Source organism: uncultured Brevundimonas sp., assembly GCF_963977465.1.
In the GTDB taxonomy this organism is placed as follows: domain Bacteria; phylum Pseudomonadota; class Alphaproteobacteria; order Caulobacterales; family Caulobacteraceae; genus Brevundimonas.
This window is the reverse complement of record NZ_CAXBOQ010000007.1, coordinates 183,247-200,725: the sequence shown is the minus strand read 5'-3', so window position 1 is coordinate 200,725 and position 17,479 is coordinate 183,247. Positions and strand designations below refer to the sequence as shown.

General features: G+C 68.9%; 16 protein-coding genes. 6 read left to right on the top strand and 10 right to left on the bottom strand.

Going from position 1 to position 17,479, the window contains the following annotated elements:
• Positions 1 to 24: 24 nt before the first annotated feature.
• Together AAC067_RS15110 and AAC067_RS15105 are read right to left on the bottom strand one after the other, a co-directional pair.
• On the bottom strand, positions 25 to 1,209 hold the full coding sequence (locus AAC067_RS15110; protein ID WP_339933681.1) for an acetate/propionate family kinase: 1,185 nt from the start codon (positions 1,207 to 1,209) through the stop codon (positions 25 to 27).
• Entirely contained in the window at positions 1,206 to 2,144 is a 939-nt protein-coding gene (locus tag AAC067_RS15105) for a bifunctional enoyl-CoA hydratase/phosphate acetyltransferase (protein ID WP_339933680.1), read from the bottom strand. Before AAC067_RS15105 ends, AAC067_RS15110 begins: the two co-directional genes overlap by 4 nt.
• 229 nt (positions 2,145 to 2,373) lie before the next feature.
• Here AAC067_RS15105 and AAC067_RS15100 point away from each other — a divergent pair, with 229 nt between their 5' ends.
• Positions 2,374 to 4,032 (top strand): M28 family metallopeptidase, encoded by a 1,659-nt coding sequence (locus AAC067_RS15100; protein WP_339933679.1) that lies wholly within the window; start codon positions 2,374 to 2,376, stop codon positions 4,030 to 4,032.
• A 7-nt stretch (positions 4,033 to 4,039) separates the two neighbouring features.
• Here AAC067_RS15100 and AAC067_RS15095 read toward each other — a convergent pair whose 3' ends face one another.
• The 4 genes from AAC067_RS15095 to AAC067_RS15080 all read right to left on the bottom strand — a co-directional run bounded on the left by AAC067_RS15095 (position 4,040) and on the right by AAC067_RS15080 (position 8,122).
• Positions 4,040 to 5,947, bottom strand: coding sequence for a BCCT family transporter (locus AAC067_RS15095; protein WP_339933678.1), 1,908 nt, complete (start codon positions 5,945 to 5,947; stop codon positions 4,040 to 4,042).
• An 84-nt stretch (positions 5,948 to 6,031) separates the two neighbouring features.
• Positions 6,032 to 7,333: a sorbosone dehydrogenase family protein gene (locus tag AAC067_RS15090; protein ID WP_339933677.1), complete on the bottom strand. Its 1,302-nt coding sequence runs from the start codon at positions 7,331 to 7,333 to the stop codon at positions 6,032 to 6,034.
• Entirely contained in the window at positions 7,330 to 7,767 is a 438-nt protein-coding gene (locus AAC067_RS15085) for a DUF2231 domain-containing protein (protein ID WP_339933676.1), read from the bottom strand. Before AAC067_RS15085 ends, AAC067_RS15090 begins: the two co-directional genes overlap by 4 nt.
• A gap of 91 nt (positions 7,768 to 7,858) precedes the next feature.
• Positions 7,859 to 8,122, bottom strand: a complete 264-nt coding sequence (locus AAC067_RS15080) for a DksA/TraR family C4-type zinc finger protein (RefSeq protein ID WP_339933674.1) — start codon at positions 8,120 to 8,122, stop codon at positions 7,859 to 7,861.
• Positions 8,123 to 8,266: 144 nt separating this feature from the next.
• On the opposite strand from AAC067_RS15080, the gene AAC067_RS15075 reads away from it, so the two are divergent.
• Positions 8,267 to 8,632, top strand: a complete 366-nt coding sequence (locus AAC067_RS15075) for a hypothetical protein (RefSeq protein ID WP_339933673.1) — start codon at positions 8,267 to 8,269, stop codon at positions 8,630 to 8,632.
• A gap of 96 nt (positions 8,633 to 8,728) precedes the next feature.
• Entirely contained in the window at positions 8,729 to 9,874 is a 1,146-nt protein-coding gene (locus tag AAC067_RS15070) for a serine hydrolase domain-containing protein (protein WP_339933672.1), read from the top strand.
• 155 nt (positions 9,875 to 10,029) lie between these two features.
• Here the strand turns inward: AAC067_RS15070 and AAC067_RS15065 are convergent, their stop codons facing one another.
• From AAC067_RS15065 to AAC067_RS15055, 3 genes are read right to left on the bottom strand one after another with little or no spacing between them, the layout of a single operon-like run.
• A complete protein-coding gene (locus AAC067_RS15065) occupies positions 10,030 to 11,532 on the bottom strand; it encodes an MFS transporter (RefSeq protein ID WP_339933671.1) in 1,503 nt (500 codons plus the stop codon).
• Positions 11,533 to 11,557: 25 nt separating this feature from the next.
• The gene (rarD, locus tag AAC067_RS15060) at positions 11,558 to 12,484 is read right to left on the bottom strand and encodes an EamA family transporter RarD (RefSeq protein ID WP_339933670.1); all 927 of its coding nucleotides are present in this window, start codon (positions 12,482 to 12,484) and stop codon (positions 11,558 to 11,560) included.
• Between the two features lie 10 nt (positions 12,485 to 12,494).
• On the bottom strand, positions 12,495 to 13,541 hold the full coding sequence (locus AAC067_RS15055; RefSeq protein ID WP_339933669.1) for an aspartate-semialdehyde dehydrogenase: 1,047 nt from the start codon (positions 13,539 to 13,541) through the stop codon (positions 12,495 to 12,497).
• A gap of 135 nt (positions 13,542 to 13,676) precedes the next feature.
• Between AAC067_RS15055 and zapE the strand changes: the two genes are divergently transcribed.
• A complete protein-coding gene (zapE, locus tag AAC067_RS15050) occupies positions 13,677 to 14,765 on the top strand; it encodes a cell division protein ZapE (RefSeq protein WP_339933668.1) in 1,089 nt (362 codons plus the stop codon).
• A gap of 32 nt (positions 14,766 to 14,797) precedes the next feature.
• Positions 14,798 to 15,367, top strand: a complete 570-nt coding sequence (locus AAC067_RS15045; protein WP_339933667.1) for a YbjN domain-containing protein — start codon at positions 14,798 to 14,800, stop codon at positions 15,365 to 15,367.
• Between the two features lie 234 nt (positions 15,368 to 15,601).
• On the opposite strand, the gene mdh is transcribed toward AAC067_RS15045, so the two are convergent.
• Entirely contained in the window at positions 15,602 to 16,564 is a 963-nt protein-coding gene (gene mdh, locus AAC067_RS15040; protein ID WP_339933666.1) for a malate dehydrogenase, read from the bottom strand.
• Positions 16,565 to 16,673: 109 nt separating this feature from the next.
• Between mdh and AAC067_RS15035 the strand changes: the two genes are divergently transcribed.
• Positions 16,674 to 17,447, top strand: a complete 774-nt coding sequence (locus tag AAC067_RS15035; RefSeq protein WP_339933665.1) for an EcsC family protein — start codon at positions 16,674 to 16,676, stop codon at positions 17,445 to 17,447.
• The last annotated feature ends 32 nt before the right edge of the window (positions 17,448 to 17,479 follow it).

Below are 17,479 nucleotides of genomic sequence, written 5' to 3'. Positions count from 1 at the left end.
CCCGGACGCAGACCGCCCCCGGCCTCAGCCCGCCGCCCCGCCCTGCCCGATGATCCCGGCCACGCCGCGGGCGATGACGACCTGCTCATCGGTGGGGATGACCCGCACCATGACGCGGCTGTCGGGGCGGCTGATCTGGTGGGCGTGGACCCGGTTGGCGTCGGCGTCCAGCTCGAGGCCGAGCCAGCGGCACAGGGCGACGATCCGCGCGCGGATCGGGGCGGCGTGCTCGCCGACGCCGGCGGTGAACACCACGGTATCGAGCCCACCCAGGGCCGCGGCCAGCGATCCGATCTCGCGGGCGATGCGGTAGACATAGACGTCGAGGGCCTGACGGGCCTGCGGATTGTCGCTGGCCAGCAGGGTGACCATGTCGCCGCTCTCGCCCGACAGGCCGAGCAGGCCCGAGCGGTGGTAAAGAAGATCGCTGACGGCCTCGACGCTCATGCCCCGGGACTGGATCAGGTACAGGATCACGCCGGGGTCCAGGGCACCGCAACGGGTGCTCATGGGCGGGCCGTCGAGGGCGGAGAAGCCCATGCTGGTCGCCACGCTGCGGCCGTCGGCCATGGCGCACAGCGACGCGCCGCTGCCGAGGTGGAGGACGATGGTGCGCCCACCGGCGGCGGGGCCCGCTTCGGTCCGTAGCGTCTGCGCGATGTAGTCATAGGAGAGGCCGTGGAAGCCGTAGGCCAGCACCCCCTCGTCGATCAGGGCGCGCGGCAGGGCGTACAGGCGGGCGACATCGGGCTGGTCGGCATGGAAGGCGGTGTCGAACACGCCGACCTGCACGGCGTCGGGGAAGTGGTGACGCGCCCGCTCGACACCACGAAGGTTGAACGGCTGATGCAGGGGGGCGAGGGATTCCAGCGTCCGCAGTTCGCGAATCAAGTCCGGCGTCAGCACGACGGGATCGCGGAAGGTCAGGCCGCCGTGGACGATGCGGTGGCCGACCGCGACGATCGCTTCGGCCCGGCCGGTGCGCTCCAGCCAGGCGAAGACGCCTTCCAGCACGGTGTCCAGATCCTGACCCGTCGGCCAGGCTTCGTCGGCCACGACCTCATTGCCCACTTTCGCGCGGAGCCGGGGCGTGCCGGTCAGATCCGAGACCTGGCCCGACAGCGCCAGCGCCGTGTCGGCTTCGCGGTAGACGGCGAATTTCAGGCTGGAGGAGCCGGCGTTGAGCGTCAGGATATGCCGCGGCGTCATCGGCTGAATTTGCTGAGTTTGTGCTGGGCGACGAGGATGGCCAGGGCGCAGGAGGCGAGGCGCGAGGCCTCCGGCTCCGAGCGGCTGGTCAGCATGATCGGCACCCGCGCGCCCATGACGACACCGGCCGACTGGGCGTGGGACAGATAGAACAGCTGTTTGGCCAGCATGTTGCCCGACTCGATGTCGGGCACGATCAGGATATCCGCCCGGCCGGCGACCTCGGAGACGATGCCCTTGGTGGCGGCGGACTCGGGCGAGATCGCATTGTCGAAGGCCAGCGGTCCGTCCAGCACCCCGCCGACGATCTGGCCGCGGTCAGCCATCTTGCACAGCGCCGCGGCGTGCAGGGTGGAGATCATGTCCGGATTGACGGTCTCGACCGCCGCGAGAATGGCGACCCGGGGCGTCTCGATGTCCATCGCCAGGGCGCAATCGATGGCGTTCTGCACGATGTCGCGCTTGGTCATCAGGTCGGGGGCGATGTTGAGCGCCGCGTCGCTGATCAGCAGCGGTCGGGGATATCCGGGGACGTCGAGGACGAAGACGTGACTCATGCGCCGCTCCATCCGCAGATTGAAGGGGCCGGAGATGGCGGCCTCAAGCAGTTCGTCGGAGTGCAGGGCCCCCTTCATGATCGCGGCGACCTGTCCGGCGGCGGCCATTTCACAGGCGCGGGCCGCGGCGGCGTGGCTGTGTGCCACATCGATCAGCCGATAGGCCGCGATGTCGAGCCCGGCAGCCTGGGCCGCATCGAGGATCCGCTTGCGCGGGCCGATCAGCACGGGCGCGATCAGGCCGCGTCGCGCACCGGCGACCGCCCCGGCCAGCGACAATTCATCGACCGGGTGGACCACCGCGGTCAGCAGCGGCGGGGTGGCCTCCACCATCTCGAGCAGACGCAACAGCTGTGACGGGGCCTGGGTCGTGGTCATGGCGTAACCTTTCTGCGGCCCCGGGCGGGGCCGATAGGCGGCTGATGTATGACTACCCTAACGGCGGCGGGGCGAGATAGTCCCGCCCGTGCGCGATGGGCGCGGCCATCCGCCTCAACCCGGGCGGGGCGGTTGATCGCCGCCGCGCTCCGGCGACACGGTGACGCTCGACAGGCCGGAGGCGGAGGGTCAGGGTGGCGGCCCTCCCTGAGCCGACCCGGATATGACCATGCGCCGTTCCCGCCTGACCCGACTGCTGTTGTCGACCGCTGCCCTGGCCCTGATGACGGCGGGGCCGGTTATGGCGCAGTCGGCGACGCCCTCGGCAGAGGGCGCGCGGCTGAACGAACACGTGCGGGTGCTGGCCTCGGACGAATTCGAGGGGCGCGGGGTGGCGACGCCGGGCGAGGACAAGACGGTCGACTATCTGGTGGCGCAGTTCCAGGCCCTGGGGCTGGAGCCGGGCGGGCCGGACGGCCAGTGGGTGCAGGTGGCGCAGCTGAGCCGGACCCGGCAGGACGGGCCGGCGACGATCATGGTCAGCAACGGCGACGCGACGCGGGCGCTGGCGCGCGGGCCCGAGGTGCTGGTGTCCAGCGACCGGCCGGTCAGCCACATCACCCTGACTGATGCGCCGGTGGTATTCGCCGGCTATGGCGTCGCTGCGCCCGAGCGCGGCTGGGACGATTTCAAGGGCGTCGACCTGAGGGGCAAGATCCTGCTGGTGCTGGTCAATGACCCCGACTTCGGCGCGCCCGAGGACCATCCGGTGGCGGGCCGGTTCGACGGCAATGCGATGACCTTCTACGGGCGCTGGACCTATAAATTCCAGGAGGCGGCGCGTCAGGGGGCGGCCGGCGTGCTGGTGATCCATGACACGGCGGCGGCGGGCTATGGCTGGAGCGTGCTGGAAGGATCGTCGACGGCCCCGGATTTCGACATCGTTCGCGCCGATCCGGAGGCCGAGCGGGTCCCGGCCCAGGGCTGGATCCAGGGGCCGGTGGCCGAACAGCTGTTCCGCGACGCGGGCCTGGATTTTGCGGCGCTGAAGGCGCAGGCGCGCACGCCGGAGTTCCGGCCGGTGCCGCTGGACGGGGTGACGATGTCGATCGCTTTCGGCCAGTCCGCCGACCGCATCGAGAGCCGCAATGTGCTGGCCCGCATCCCGGGGGCCGGCCATCCGGACGAGACGGTGATGTACGGTGCCCACTGGGACGCCTATGGGCGCGCCACGCCGGTCGGCGACGACGACATCTATAACGGCGCGGTCGACAATGCGACGGGGGTGGCCGGTCTGCTGGAGCTGGCGCGACTGTTCAAGGCGGGGTCGCCGCCGGACCGGTCGGTGCTGTTCGTCAGCTGGACCGCCGAGGAGGCCGGGCTGCTGGGGGCCGAATACTATGCCGCCAATCCGGTCTGGCCGCTGGAGACGACGGTGGTCAACATCAATATGGACAGCTTCCTGCCGGGCACCGCGGTGTCACCGCAGATCGTGGTGATCGGCGCGGGCAAGAGCGACACCGACGGCTGGCTGGAACGGCGCGCGACGGAACAGGGGCGGGTGCTGATCCCCGACCCGGCACCCCAAGCCGGGGGCTTCTATCGCTCGGACCATTTCCCGCTGGCCAAGAAGGGCGTGCCGGCCCTGTTCGGCGCGGCCGGATTCACCGGCCACAACGCCGCCAGCCAGGACTATGTCGCCAACCGCTATCACAAGCCGTCGGATGACTGGTCGCCGGACTGGGTGATGGACGCGGCGGCGGTCGACATCGACCTGCTATATGCGGTCGGCCGCGACCTGGCCGACAGCCGCGCCTGGCCGCAATGGTCGCCGGGGGCCGAGTTCGAGGCGGCGCGCGCGGCCTCGGCGGATCAGCGGCCGGAGTAGAGTCGCCTCAGCCCAGCCGCCAGCGATGCAGGTGGTCGAGCAGGTCGGCGACGATCTGATCACGGGTGAAGCCGGTCACGTCGCGCGGCCCGGTGCCGTCGTCGGATTGCGCCGACAGTCGCCACTCCATCGCCCGGCGGCGTTCCGGGGCATCCAGCGGCGTGATGGCCGGACGCGGCCGTTCGCGCGCGCTGAGACGGTAGGTGAAGGTGCGCCCGTCCGCGGCCGTGGCGGTCAGCGACACGCCCGTTTCATCGGGCACCACCGAGGCCTCCAGCCCTTCGGCCGCGAGGGCCTGGCGGACGGCGTCCAGCGCGGGGGTGCCGGCGCGCTCCAGCTGGCGGTCGATATCGCGACGGCTGGCGGGGGACAGGATGCGTTTCAGCCGTTCGGCCAGCGGCGGGCCCCCGCTCTCGAGGGCACGGCCGGCGACGTCGGCGTTCATCTGGCGCACCAGCCCGGCGGCCAGCAGGATCATGATCACCGCGAACGGCAGGGCCGCGACCAGGGTCGCCGCCTGCAACGCGCCGAGGCCGCCGGCCAGCAGCAGCAGGGCCGCGGCCAGGCCCTCGAGCGAGCACCAGTAGACGCGCTGCCATTTCGGCGTGTCGTCCGCACCACCCGAGGCAATGGTGTCGATGACCAGCGAGCCGGAGTCGGCCGAGGTGATGAAGAACACCGCCACCAGCAGCACCGCCAGGGTCGAGGTGATGGCCGCGCCCGGCAGCTGGGCCAGGAAGTGGAACAGGGCCGTCGACAGGTCGCTGGTCACGGCCTGGGAGATGGCCCCGGCGGCGGAGCCCATGTCGAGGCTGATCGCCGTATTGCCGAAGATCGTCATCCACAGGAAGGTGAAGGCGGTCGGGACCAGCAGCACGCCGATCACGAACTCGCGCACCGTGCGGCCACGCGAGATGCGGGCGATGAACATGCCGACGAACGGCGACCAGGCGATCCACCAGGCCCAGTAAAACAGGGTCCAGTTGATCATCCAGCCGCGCGGCTCATAGGCGTAGAGGTTGAGGGTCCGCACGAAGAAATGGTCGAGATACAGGCCGAAATTCTGCACCAGCGCCTTCAGCAGGAAGCCGGTCGGCCCGACCACCAGCACGAACAGCATCAGGGATACGGCCAGCACCAGATTGAGCTCGGACAGCCGGCGAACCCCCTTGTCGAGACCGGTCAGGACCGAGGCCGTCGCCGCCGCCATGATCACGGTGATCAGGCCGACCTGGACCCACGGCGTGTTGGGCACACCGATCAGATAGTTCAGCCCGCTGTTGATCTGGGCCACGCCCAGACCCAGGGAGGTGGCGATGCCGAACAGGGTGCCGCAGATGGCGAAGATGTCGACCGCGTCGCCGATCGGCCCGTTGATCCGCTTGCCCAGCAGCGGCGACAGGCCCGAGCGCATGGTCAGCGGCAGGCCCTTGCGGTGGGCGAAATAGGCCAGGCTGAGCCCGACCAGGGCATAGATGCCCCAGGCGTGGACGCCCCAGTGGGTGAAGGTGATGACCATGGCCTCGCGGGCGGCATCGTAGGTGCCCGCCTGGGCCTCGGGCGGGCTGGCATAGTGCTGGATCGGCTCGGCGACCGCGAAATACATCAGGCCGATGCCCATGCCCGCCGCGAACAGCATGGCCAGCCACGAGACATAGGGGTAGTCGGGCTCGGAATCGTCGGGACCGAGCTTCAGCTTCCCGGTCGGTCCCAGCGCCAGGTAGAGGACCACGAGCAGGAAGCCTGCCACGGCGGCGATATAGAACCAGCCGAAGGTATCGATCACCCAGGTCTGGGCGGTCTGGAACAGGCGGTCGGACTCGCCGGGCACGGCGATGGCGGCGACCAGAAGCAGGCCCGTGATCACACTCGCGCCCCAGAAGACGCGGGGGTTCATCCGGGTTTCCAGCTTCATGCGCCGATGTCCGAGGGTGCCGTCATCGGGCCAGCGTATCGCACACGGTCAGGCCGGCGACCACCGTGCGGCATGCCGGCCCGGTCAGGACGCAGTGCGTGGCGCGACGCGCCAGACGGTGTTGGACAGGTCGTCGACGACCAGCAGGATCCGCTTCTGTTCATCGAAGGCGACGCCGACCGGACGGCCCCGGGCCCGGCCGTTGTCGGTCAGGAAGCCGGTCACGAAATCGACGGCTTCGCCGGACGGCTGACCGGCGCTGAACGGCACCCAGCTGACCTTGTAGCCGGCGAGATCCTTGCGGTTCCAGCTGCCGTGCTGGCCGACAAAGGCTCCTTGTGAAAACGTGCCGCCGAAGCCGCCGCCGGTGGCGAACGACAGGCCGAGTGCGGCGACGTGCGAGCCCAGGGCGTAGTCGGGGACCACGGCCCGCGCGACCATGTCGGGCCGCTGCGGGTGGACGCGCGGATCCACGTTCTGGCCCCAGTAGCTGTAGGGCCAGCCGTAGAAGGCCCCTTCGCGCACCGAGGTCAGATAGTCCGGTGACGCCTGCGGGCCGATCTCGTCGCGTTCGTTGACCACGGTCCACAGGGCGCTGGTCAGGGGTTCGATGGCCAGGGCCGTCGGGTTGCGGATTCCGGAGGCCATGGTGCGATGGGCCCCGGTCTGACGATCGATGGCCCAGACGACAGCGCGCTCTTCCTCCACCGCCATGCCGCGCTCGCCGACATTGCTGTTGGAGCCGATGCCGACGAACAGGGTCAGGCCGTCGGCGCTGGCGGTCAGGGACTTGGTCCAGTGGTGATTGATCTCGGACGGAAGTTTGGTGACTTCCTCGCCCGCGGTGGTGATCCGGGTCTGGCCGGGCTGGTACTGGAAGCGCAGCAGGGCTCCCTGATTGGCCACATAGAGAGACCCGTCGACGAAGGCCATGCCGTAGGGCGCATCCAGATTGTCGATGAAGACGGTGCGAACCTCGGCGCGACCGTCATTGTCGGCATCCCGCAGCAGGGTGATGCGGTTGCCGCTGTCGACCCCGGTGTTGCCCTGTTTCTTGATGACGCCGGCGATGACGTCCTTGGGGCGAAGCTTGGGGGCGTGTCCGCCACGCCCTTCGGCCACCAGAATGTCACCGTTGGGCAGGACCAGAACCTGTCGAGGAATCTGCAGGTCGGTGGCCATGGCCGTGACGGTGAAGCCGGCCGGGACGGTGGGGGTCTGATCGCCCCAGCCGGTCGGCTTGGCGATCTTCAGCGTCGGCACCAGGGTCTCCTGGAGCGGCGGCAGGTCCGGCCCCGGTCCGATCTGGTTGAGACTGGAGTCGCTTCCGCCACAGCCGGCGAGCAACAGGACGAGGACTGCGGTGCCTGTGAACGAACGGATCATCGGACGACCTCGCGGGACATGACGCCGGAATAGGCGATGACGCCGGCCGCCAGGGCCAGAAGGGTGCAGAGGATGGACAGCATCAGGCCGAAACCACCGACCGAGCTCCAGCCATCCTGACTGTGCTTGAAGGCGTTGATCAGTCCCAGGATCATCATCGCTGCGAGGACGCCGAGGTAGATGAGCCGGGGCATGCGGGGCTGCCCCCGCCAGTGGATAGCCAGCGCGACCACGGCCCAGACCAGGACCAGACCCCCGAACACCAGCCCACCGGCGATCAGCCAGCTGGAGAAGTTCGTCCACTGGACTTCCGCGGTGCGCAGATAGGTGATGTCGGTCACCAGGGCGGTCGTGAACAGGGCGATTGGAAAGCCCAGCAGGATCGCGTGAACCGGGTGAGGGTCGCCCCCCGTCAGCAAGCGTTTGATCTCCATCCCGCGGCTCCCTGTACAGCGACGCTGAACCAACTCCCGGGCGGGGTGTTTGGTTTCATCGACCCCGATCAGGCGATACGGCGGGCCCGTTTTAGCGGAGCTGGCTGTCCTTGCTGCCGCGACGGTTGATGGCCGAATGGGCGACACGCCCGTCCCGCCCGGACTGGCAGTGCACACAGGTGGTGGCCCCGGGCAGGGCCCGGCGTCGCGCCTCGGGAATATCCTCGCCGCACTCGACACATTCGGCGGTGCCGTCACCGGCAGGCATCCGCGACCGCGCGTTGAGCACGCCGTCGACGATGGTGTCGTTGATCTGGTCCAGTACTGCGCCATCCCGCGTCCATCCGCCGGCCATGTCGCCCTCCGATACTGTTGAAACGGTCAGTTCTTTAGATGGGGAGGCGGGGGCGGTTTTGAAGGGAGACCGTTTCCGCGTCGGGGCCTGCGGGCCGCCTCCGGGCCGTTGCGGCCGTCAGTGTCCGACTGCATAGTCACGCTGATGCTTGCCCAGGACGACGAAGAACATCCGGTACCAGAAGAGCTCCGGCCTCGGTTTCAGGCGCTGGTAGCCGCCCTTGTCGACGGCGATTTTCAGCTTTCGAACCCTGTGCTCGAGGGGATCACGCCGATCGACAAGACCGCAGCGCAGTTCGTCGCAGGACAGGTCGCCGCCTACGGGGACACCCTGATCCCGCTATCCGACCAGGTTTGGCAGCGATCAATCTATCGCTGGATGGACGGCTACTGGGAGTTCCTGATCGACCTCAGCACCACCCGGGAGCCCGTCAGTGATCTGGCGCTCCACGCCAACCTCATCGGTGATGAAAGCGGTCGAATTGACGTCTGGTCCGTACACGTACCCTAGGACTCCGACCCTCATCCGGCCCTTCGGGCCACCTTCTCCCAACGGGAGAAGGGATCGATGGTCGACGCGCGGAGATCAGATGGCTAGACCCAATCCATGACCGATCTCCCCGACATCCACGGACCCTGCCCCGACCGTTTCGCGGCGGTGAAGGACGCCTTCGCCGCCAATTTCACCGACGCCCCCGAGGGGCTGGATGAGCTGGGGGCGCGGTTCAGTGTCTGTGTCGGGGGCGAGTCGGTGGTCGATCTGTGGGCCGGCCATGCCGATACGGCGAAGACCCAGCCGTTCACCGACGCGACCCTGGCCCCGGTGTTCTCGACCGGCAAGGCGGTGATGGCCCTGCTGATCGCCGGCTGTGTCGAGCGCGGTCTGCTGTCGTATGAGGCCCCGGTCGCCGCCTACTGGCCGCTGTTCGGACAGGCGGGCAAGGCGGGCATCACCGTCGGCCAGTTGATGAGCCATCAGGCGGGGTTGTCGGGTTTTTCCGAGCCGGCCGAGCCGACGATCTGGTTCGACCGCGAGGCGGTGCTGGACCGGCTGTGCGCCCAGGCCCCGATGTGGGAACCGGGTACGGCCTCGGGCTATCATCCGATCACCATCGGCTATCTGGCGGGCGAGCTGTTCCGTCTGGTCGACGGGCGCAGCATGGGCACGGCCCTGGCCGAGGATTTCGCCGATCCGTTCGACCTCGACCTGTGGATCGGCCTGCCCGAGAGCGAGCACGACCGGGTGGCGCAGATGCGCAAGCCGACGGCCGCGCCGGACCTCGGGACGATCGACGCGATCAAGACGGCGGCGTTTCTGGATCGCGGCTCGGCCCCCGGTGGGCGCGGCTCGAGCGAATGGCGGCAGCTGGAGATTCCCTCGGCCAATATGCATGCGACAGCGGCGGGGCTGGCGCGGATGCTGACGCCGCTGGCCACCGGCGGGACGCTGGACGGACAGACCTTATTGTCGGAGGGCGTGCTGGCCCAAGCGACGCGCGAGCGCATTCACGGGCCGGACAAGGTGCTGCCGTTCACCCTGGGCTGGGGCGCGGGTTTGCTGCGCAATGCCGGGCTGGACATCTTCGGCCCCAATCCGGAGGCGGTCGGTCATACCGGCTGGGGCGGCAGCTGTGCCTTTGCCGACCCGGCCACGGGAATTTCGGCTGCCTATGTGATGACGCGCCAGTCGCCGCACCTGCTGGGCGACCCGCGGGCGCTGCGGCTGATTAAAGCTTTGTACTCGGCAGCCTAGAGTTCGTTCCAATACCGCTCATCCCCGCGAAGGCGGGGACCCAGATCTTTCGTAAGTCACGACGGCGGGGATCATGAGCGGTGTGAAACCGGTTGCGGTCATCGCCCAAAACACTGGGTCCCCGCTTCCGCGGGGATGAGCGGAAGGGGGGAGTGTTACCGAACCCGTTTCGGGGCGGTCAGACCGCCGATGATCCCGGCCAGGACGGCGCAGGCGGCGCAGGTCAGCATCACGGCGCGGAAGGCGGTGTGGAAGGCGTCGGTCGCGGCGGTATCCAGATCGCCGCCGGCCATCACCTGACCCAGCAGGGCCCGGGCCTCGGGCGTATCGGCCCGGGCGACGAACACCGCCGACAGGATGACCCCCAGCAGGGCGATGGCCAGCAGGCCGGCGACGCGGGCTACAGCGTTGTTGACGCCCGAGGCGACGCCGGTCTGGCCGGGCCCGACCGCGCCCATGACGGCGGCCGTCAGCGGCCCCACGGCCAGGGTCATGCCGATGGCCAGCACCGTCATCCCGGCCAGCGGGCCGTCGACATAGCCGGCCCCCGGATCGGGCCAGGCCAGCAGGGCCAGTCCGGCCCCGGCGACAATCGGCCCCAGTGACAGCGACAGCCGCGCGCCGAAGCGGTCGGCCAGCTTGCCGGCCAGCCCCGAGAACAGCCCCATAATGGCGGCGAACGGCAGCATGGCGGCCCCGGCCAGGGTGGCGCTGAAGCCGTGGACCCGGATCAGGTCGAAGGGCAGGAAGAACATGGCCCCGCCCAGCGCGAAATAGAGCAGCAGGGTCAGCAGGTTGACGCCGCTGAACACCGGCGACCGGAACAGGTCCAGCGGCATCATCGGGTGCGACTGGCGCGCCTCGGCCACCAGGAAACCGGCCAGGGCGGCGAGACCGGCCAGCAGGCTGCCGAGGATCAGGGGCGAGCTCCAGCCGAGGTCGGGCGCGGCGGTCAGGGCCCAGGTGACGGCGGCGAGGCCGGTCATGGCCAGCAGCGCGCCCGGCCAGTCCAGTCCCCGGGCCTCGGGGTCGCGGCTTTCGGGCACGGTCCGCATGGCGATGACGAAGGTCAGGGCCGCCAACGGCAGGTTGATCCAGAAGATGAAACGCCAGTCCAGACTGTCGGCCAGCCAGCCGCCGATCAGTGGACCGACCATGCCGAACAGGGCCCCGAACCCGGCCCAGGTGCCGAAGGCGCGGCCGCGCTGGTCCGGCGGAAAGGTCGCGCCGATCAGGGCCAGGGCTCCGGGCGTCAGCAGGGCTGCCCCGACCCCCTGGAAGGCGCGAGCGGCGATCAGGGCGTGGATGTCGGGGGCCAGGGCACAGGCGACCGAGCCCAGGGCGAACAGGCCGATGCCGATCAGGAACACCCGGCGGCGGCCGAACCGGTCCCCGGCCGCCCCGCCGACCAGCACCAGCGCCCCCAGCGTCAGCAGATAGGCATTGACCACCCACTGGGTCGCCGCGGGTCCGCCGCCGAGATCATTCTGGATCGTCGGCAGGGCCACGCCCAGGGCGGAACCGTCGATGAAGGTCAGGCTGGAGCCCAGCACCGTGGCCACCAGCACCCAGCGGCGGGTCGCAGCGGAAGCCGGGCCATCGGCCGGGGCGCACACCGCCTGGATCTGGCCGGCGTCGCAGGGTTGGGGTCCGTGCATCGGTCTCTCCTGCCTCGCGGCGGAGTTAAACCGGTCCTGTCGGGGACTTCAACGCCGTGCGGGCGGCGCGGGCCTGGGTCAGGGCGGCCCACAGGAAGACGGCGGCCCCCAGCCAGATGAAGCCGAACGAGATGCCGCGCAGCCAGGTGAAGCTCTCGCCTTGGGCCACGCCGATGATGAAGCTGAGCGTCGGGGCGATGAACTGCAGGAAGCCGACCATCGACAGCGGCAGGCGGCGCGCCGCCCAGGCGAACAACACCAGCGGGCCGACGGTGATCGGTCCGGCCATCAGCAGCCAGAAGGTGGCGTCCGGGCTGGTGCCGAAATGGCCGGCTCCGTGCAGATGCAGCCAGACCAGCCAGGCCAGACCCAGCGGGGCCATCAGCAGACATTCGACGAACAGGCCCGTCTGGGCCTCGGCCTTCACCTGTTTGCGGATCACACCATAGGCGGCGAAGGACACCGCCAGGGTCAGGGAGATCAGCGGCAGCCGGCCCAGGGCCACGGCCTGCAGGGCCACGCCGATGGCGGCCAGGGCGATGGCGAACAGGCCCGCGCGGCTGATGCGCTCGCGGAACAGCCAGGCCCCGATGGCCATGTTGAGCAGAGGATTGAGATAGTAGCCGAGGCTGGTCTCGAGCGTATGGCCGTTGTTGACCGCCCAGATGAACAGCGCCCAGTTGATGGCGATCAACAGCGTCGACAGCACCAGCCAGCGCAGGGTGCGCCAGTCGGTCAGGGCGCGGCGAACGCCGGTCGTCTGACGGGCCAGCAGCACCAGGGCGGCGGCCCAGATCAGGCCCCAGACCGCGCGGTGGCCCATGATCTCCCAGGCGTCAGCCCCGGCCGCGCCCATCGGCTGGTAGACCAGCGGCGACAGGCCCCAGATCACATAGCAGGCGACCCCGGCGAACAGGGCGGCACGGGCTTCGGCGTGCGGCGCGGGCGGCATCGGCGGGAGCCTAGACCGTCAGAGTGCGGTAGCCACCGGCGGGCTTGATCATGCCGGTCTCGTCCAGCAGCTGGGCGATCTGCACGGCGTTGAGCGCGGCCCCCTTGCGCAGGTTGTCGGACACGACCCAGATGTTGAGCCCGTTCTCGACCGTGTGATCCTTGCGGATGCGCGAGACATAGACGGCATGTTCGCCGGCGGCGTCGACCGGGGTGATGTAGCCGTCGTGTTCCTGCTTATCGATGACCTGGACACCCGGGGCCTCGCGCAGGATGGCGCGCGCCTCCTCGGGGCTGATCGGGCGGTCGAATTCGAGGTTGATGGACTCGGAGTGGCCGACGAAGACCGGCACCCGCACGCAGGTTACGGTCAGCTTGATGTCGGGATCGAGCATCTTGTGGGTCTCGTCCCACATCTTGGCTTCCTCGTCGGTGTAGCCATCATCGCGGAAGCTGCCGATATAGGGGATGACGTTGAAGGCGATCTGTTTGGGGAACAGTTTCGGCGTGGCGTCGCCGAGGCCGTAGATGGCCTTGGTCTGGTTCCACAGTTCGTCCATGCCCTCTTTCCCGGCGCCCGAAACCGACTGGTAGGTCGAGACCACGGCGCGCGTGATCTTCGCCGCATCGTGCAGGGGCTTGAGGGCCACCACCAGCTGGGCGGTCGAGCAGTTGGGGTTGGCGATGATGTTCTTCTTCGTCGCCAGCTTGATGGCGTCGGGGTTCACCTCGGGCACGATCAGCGGCACGTCGGGGTCCTTACGGAAGGCCGAGGAGTTGTCGATCACCATCGGGCCCAGTTTGCCGATCTTTTCGGACCAGGCGCGCGAGACGTCGCCGCCGGCGCTCATCAACACCAGGTCGACGGTCTTGAAATCGAAGGTGTCGATGTCCTCGCATTTGATCGTGCGATCGCCCCAGGCCACCTCGATACCGCGCGATTTGCGCGAGGCGAGGGCATGCATCTTGTCGACGGGGAAGTTCAGCTCCTCGAGGATGTTCAGCATTTCCCGGCCGACATTGCCGGTGGCACCGATGACGGCGACGCGATAGCCCATGGGGAATTCCTTCAATACGCGGCCGCTCATCACCTGGAGGCGCGGTGGAACTGGCCGTAGGCGCTGCATATGGTCTTTCGCAGGCGCGAAGCAACGGCTTTTCAGACTCGCGCCGGACCGCTAAGCCCCGTGACCATGCCCACACGTCTTCGCGCCGCCTATGACAAGCGTATCCAGTCGGGGCAGCTGAGCCCCGATCCGGCCCAGCACGAGGCCATAGTGGCGCTGTCGCGGCTGAGCCATGACCTGAAGCGGCGCGGCCGCTTCGGCAAGGTGCCGACGGTGACCGGCGTCTATCTGTGGGGGCCGCCCGGGCGCGGCAAGTCCATGCTGATGGACCTGTTCTTCGCCTGCGCGCCCGAGCCGCTCAAGCACCGGGCCCATTTCCACGCCTTTATGGCCCGGGTGCACGGGCTGATCCGCCAGTGGCGCGAGGGCGACAAGACGCAGCGCAAGGCGGTGTTCGGCACCCACAGGGGCGACGATCCGATCGAGCCGGTGGCGGAATTGATCGCCTCCGAAGCGCGGCTGCTGTGTTTCGACGAGCTGCAGGTGACCGACATCGCCGACGCCATGCTGCTGGGTCGGCTGTTCGACGCCCTGTTCGAGCGAGGCGTCGTGCTGGCGGTGACCTCGAACCGGGCCCCGGACCAGCTGTATCTGCACGGCATCAACCGCCAGCTGTTCCTGCCGTTCGTCGACCGGCTGACCCAGCGCTGCGAGGTGTTGCAGGTGGCGGGGACACGCGACTGGCGGCTGGACCGGATGGCGGCGGGGCGGCTGTGGTTTGCGACCGGGGACGCAGAGTTCGAAACCCTGTGGGCAGACCTGCGCGGTGACGAGCCCGAGGAACCGGCGCAGCTGACGGTGCTCGGTCGCGAGGTGGTGGTCGAGCGCACGGCCGGCGGCATGGCCTGGGCCAGCTTTGCCGAACTGTGCGGCCGGGCGCTGGGGCCACAGGACTATCTGGCCATCGCCGAACGCTGTCACACCCTGTTCCTCGACGCCGTGCCGGTGCTGGACCCGGGCAAACGCAACGAGGCCAAGCGGTTCGTCACCCTGGTCGACGCCCTGTACGAAGCGAAGGCGCGGCTGGTGGTGCGGGCCGCGGCCGGACCGGACGCCCTGTATCCCGTCGGGGACGGAGCGTTCGAATTCGCGCGCACCGCCTCGCGCCTGCATGAAATGACCAGTGCCGACTGGCTGGCGCAATCGCGTGACTGAGGGTTAGGGTGGGGCAAACCGGAGTTCCCACCATGATCCACCGTCGTTTCGCCGCCGCTCTCGCTACCGCCGCCATGCTGGCCGCCCCCGGGGCGGCGCTTGCTGCCACGCCCGAAGCTGTATCCCAGACCGCCTATCAGGCCGCCCCGGCCGCTCCGGCCCAGGTCCCGACCGGGCTGGCCATCACCGCCGTGCGCGACTGGCTGATCAGCGTCGGGGCCTCGGTCAGCGAGATCACACGCGAGGACGGGCGGATTTCCGTGACCGTCACCGACGGCCCGATGACCTGGCTGGTGTTCTTCAACGGCTGTGAGGCCGACGTTTGTGGCGACATCCAGTATATGGCGGCGTTCAGCAACGATACGATCACCGCCGAGCTGGTCAACCAGTGGAACCTCGAGCACCGCTTCCTGAAGGCCTATTACACACCCGGCGCGGCGGCCGGCGCGGCCGGCGCGGCCATCGTCCAGTATGACGTCCTGCTGGTGAACGGCGTGGGGACCGAGCAGCTGATCGATCCGACCTCGGTCTGGGTCGGCGTGCTGCCGAGCTTCGCCACCCATGTCGGCTTCTTCGTGCCCGAGGCGGCCCCCGCCCAGTAGGGCCGTCACCGATCCAAGAAAAGAGGCCCGCGGAGCGATCCGCGGGCCTCTTTTTGTTGGGCCGCGGTCAGAAGGCTCCGCACCAGATCCCGCTCATCCCCGCGAAGGCGGGGACCCAGTGTTTTGGATGATGGGCCATACGGACGACCCGCTGCTGGCCGTCCCTGGCACCCTGCGCCACAAAAGAACTGGGTCCCCGCCTTCGCGGGGATGAGCGGGATTGAGGTGGGATTTTTAGACGAGCGAGGAATCAATATCCTTGCAGGCCTGGAGCAGGCCCTGGACCGAGGCGACGGACTTCTCGAACATCGCCTTTTCCTCGGCATTGGTCGTGAATTCGATGACCTTCTCGACACCGCCGGCGCCGATCAGGGCGGGCACGCCGACGTAGAGGTCTTTCAGGCCGTATTCGCCTGACAGCCAGACGGCGCAGGGCAGGACGCGCTTCTGGTCCAGCAGGTAGGAGCGGGCCATGGCGATGGCGCTCTCGGCCGGGGCATAGAAGGCCGAACCGGTCTTGAGCAGGGCCACGATCTCGCCGCCACCCTTGCGGGTGCGCTCGACGATGGCGTCCAGCTCGGCCTGGGTCATGAAGCCGGCCTTGACCGCGTCGGGCAGGGGCAGGCCGCCGACGGTCGAGTGGCGCACCATCGGCACCATGTCGTCACCGTGACCGCCCAGGGTCCAGGCGTTGATGTCCTGGACCGAAACGCCGGTCTTCTCGGACAGGAAATAGGCGAAGCGGGCCGAGTCGAGCACGCCGGCCATGCCGACCACCTTGTTCTTCGGCAGGCCCGAGAACTGCTGCAGGGCCCAGACCATGGCGTCGAGCGGGTTGGTGATGCAGATGACGAAGGCGTTGGGGGCGTGTTTCTTGATGCCCTCGCCGACGGCCTTCATGACCTTGAGGTTGATGCCGATCAGGTCGTCGCGGCTCATGCCCGGCTTGCGCGGCACGCCGGCGGTGACGATGCAGACGTCGGCCCCGGCGATGTCGGCATAGTCATTGGCCCCCTTGAGGGCGACGTCGGTGCCGATCACGGCGGTGGCTTCGGCGAGATCGAGCGCCTTGCCCTGGGGCGTGCCCTCGGCGATGTCGAACAGGATCACGTCACCCAGCGCTTCGCGCGCAGCCACATGGGCCAGGGTGCCACCGATCATGCCGGCGCCGATGAGGGCGATTTTTGCGCGAGCCATAGGGGTCGTCTCCAGGAGGAAGGGGGCGGCGTAACAAGCGCCGTTGCGCGGCGGTCTAGCCCTGCGCGCTTTCGCCTGCAACTGTGACGCCGCGTCAGCCGGAGCCGCCGTGACCCGAACCCCCGAACTCATCGCCGCCGACGACACGCCGGACGGGCTGGTCACCGTGACCGACGAGGCCGCCGTGCGCGCTGCGGTCACGGCCTGGCGGGCGCGCCTGTTGAAGGGGCCGGGCCTGTGGGACCGGACCACGCGCGGGGCCCAGGTCCGGATCAACCGCGCCATCCCCGAACGGGTGCATGCCGTGGTCACCGCGGGGGTCGAGGCCATGACCGGCGGCATCATGACCGGCTCCGACCTGCTGAAGGTGCGGCCGCTGGCGGAAGGATCGCTGGCGGTGCGGGAGATCCGGGCCCGGCGACGGATCAAGCGCTATCGCAATACCGCCGGGGTCGAGGGCGGGGTAACCGGAGCCGGTGGCTTCCTGCTGGCGGCGGCGGATTTTCCGGCGCTGATGGCGATCAAGGTGCGGATGCTGGGCGAGGTGGTCGGCTGCTATGGTTGGGGCGGCGGTTCGTTGCGCGAACGGCTGTTCGTGTTGCACATCTTCCATCTGGCCTTCGCCAGCGCCGCGCGGCGACCCGAGGCCCTGGCCGCGCTGGAGGCCTGGATCGCGAACATCGGCCAGCCTCAAGTGATTGAGGACTATGACTGGCGTACGTTCCAGATCGAGTATCGCGACCATATCGACCTGGCCAAGCTGGCCCAGATGATCCCGGTGGTCGGCGCGCCGATTGGGGCCGTGGTCAACTGGCGGCTGGTCGAGCGGCTGGGCGAGACGGCGATGATGGCCTGCCGGATGCGGTGGCTGGCGAACGGTTGACGTTCCCGATTTGTTCGTGTCCACTGTTCCGG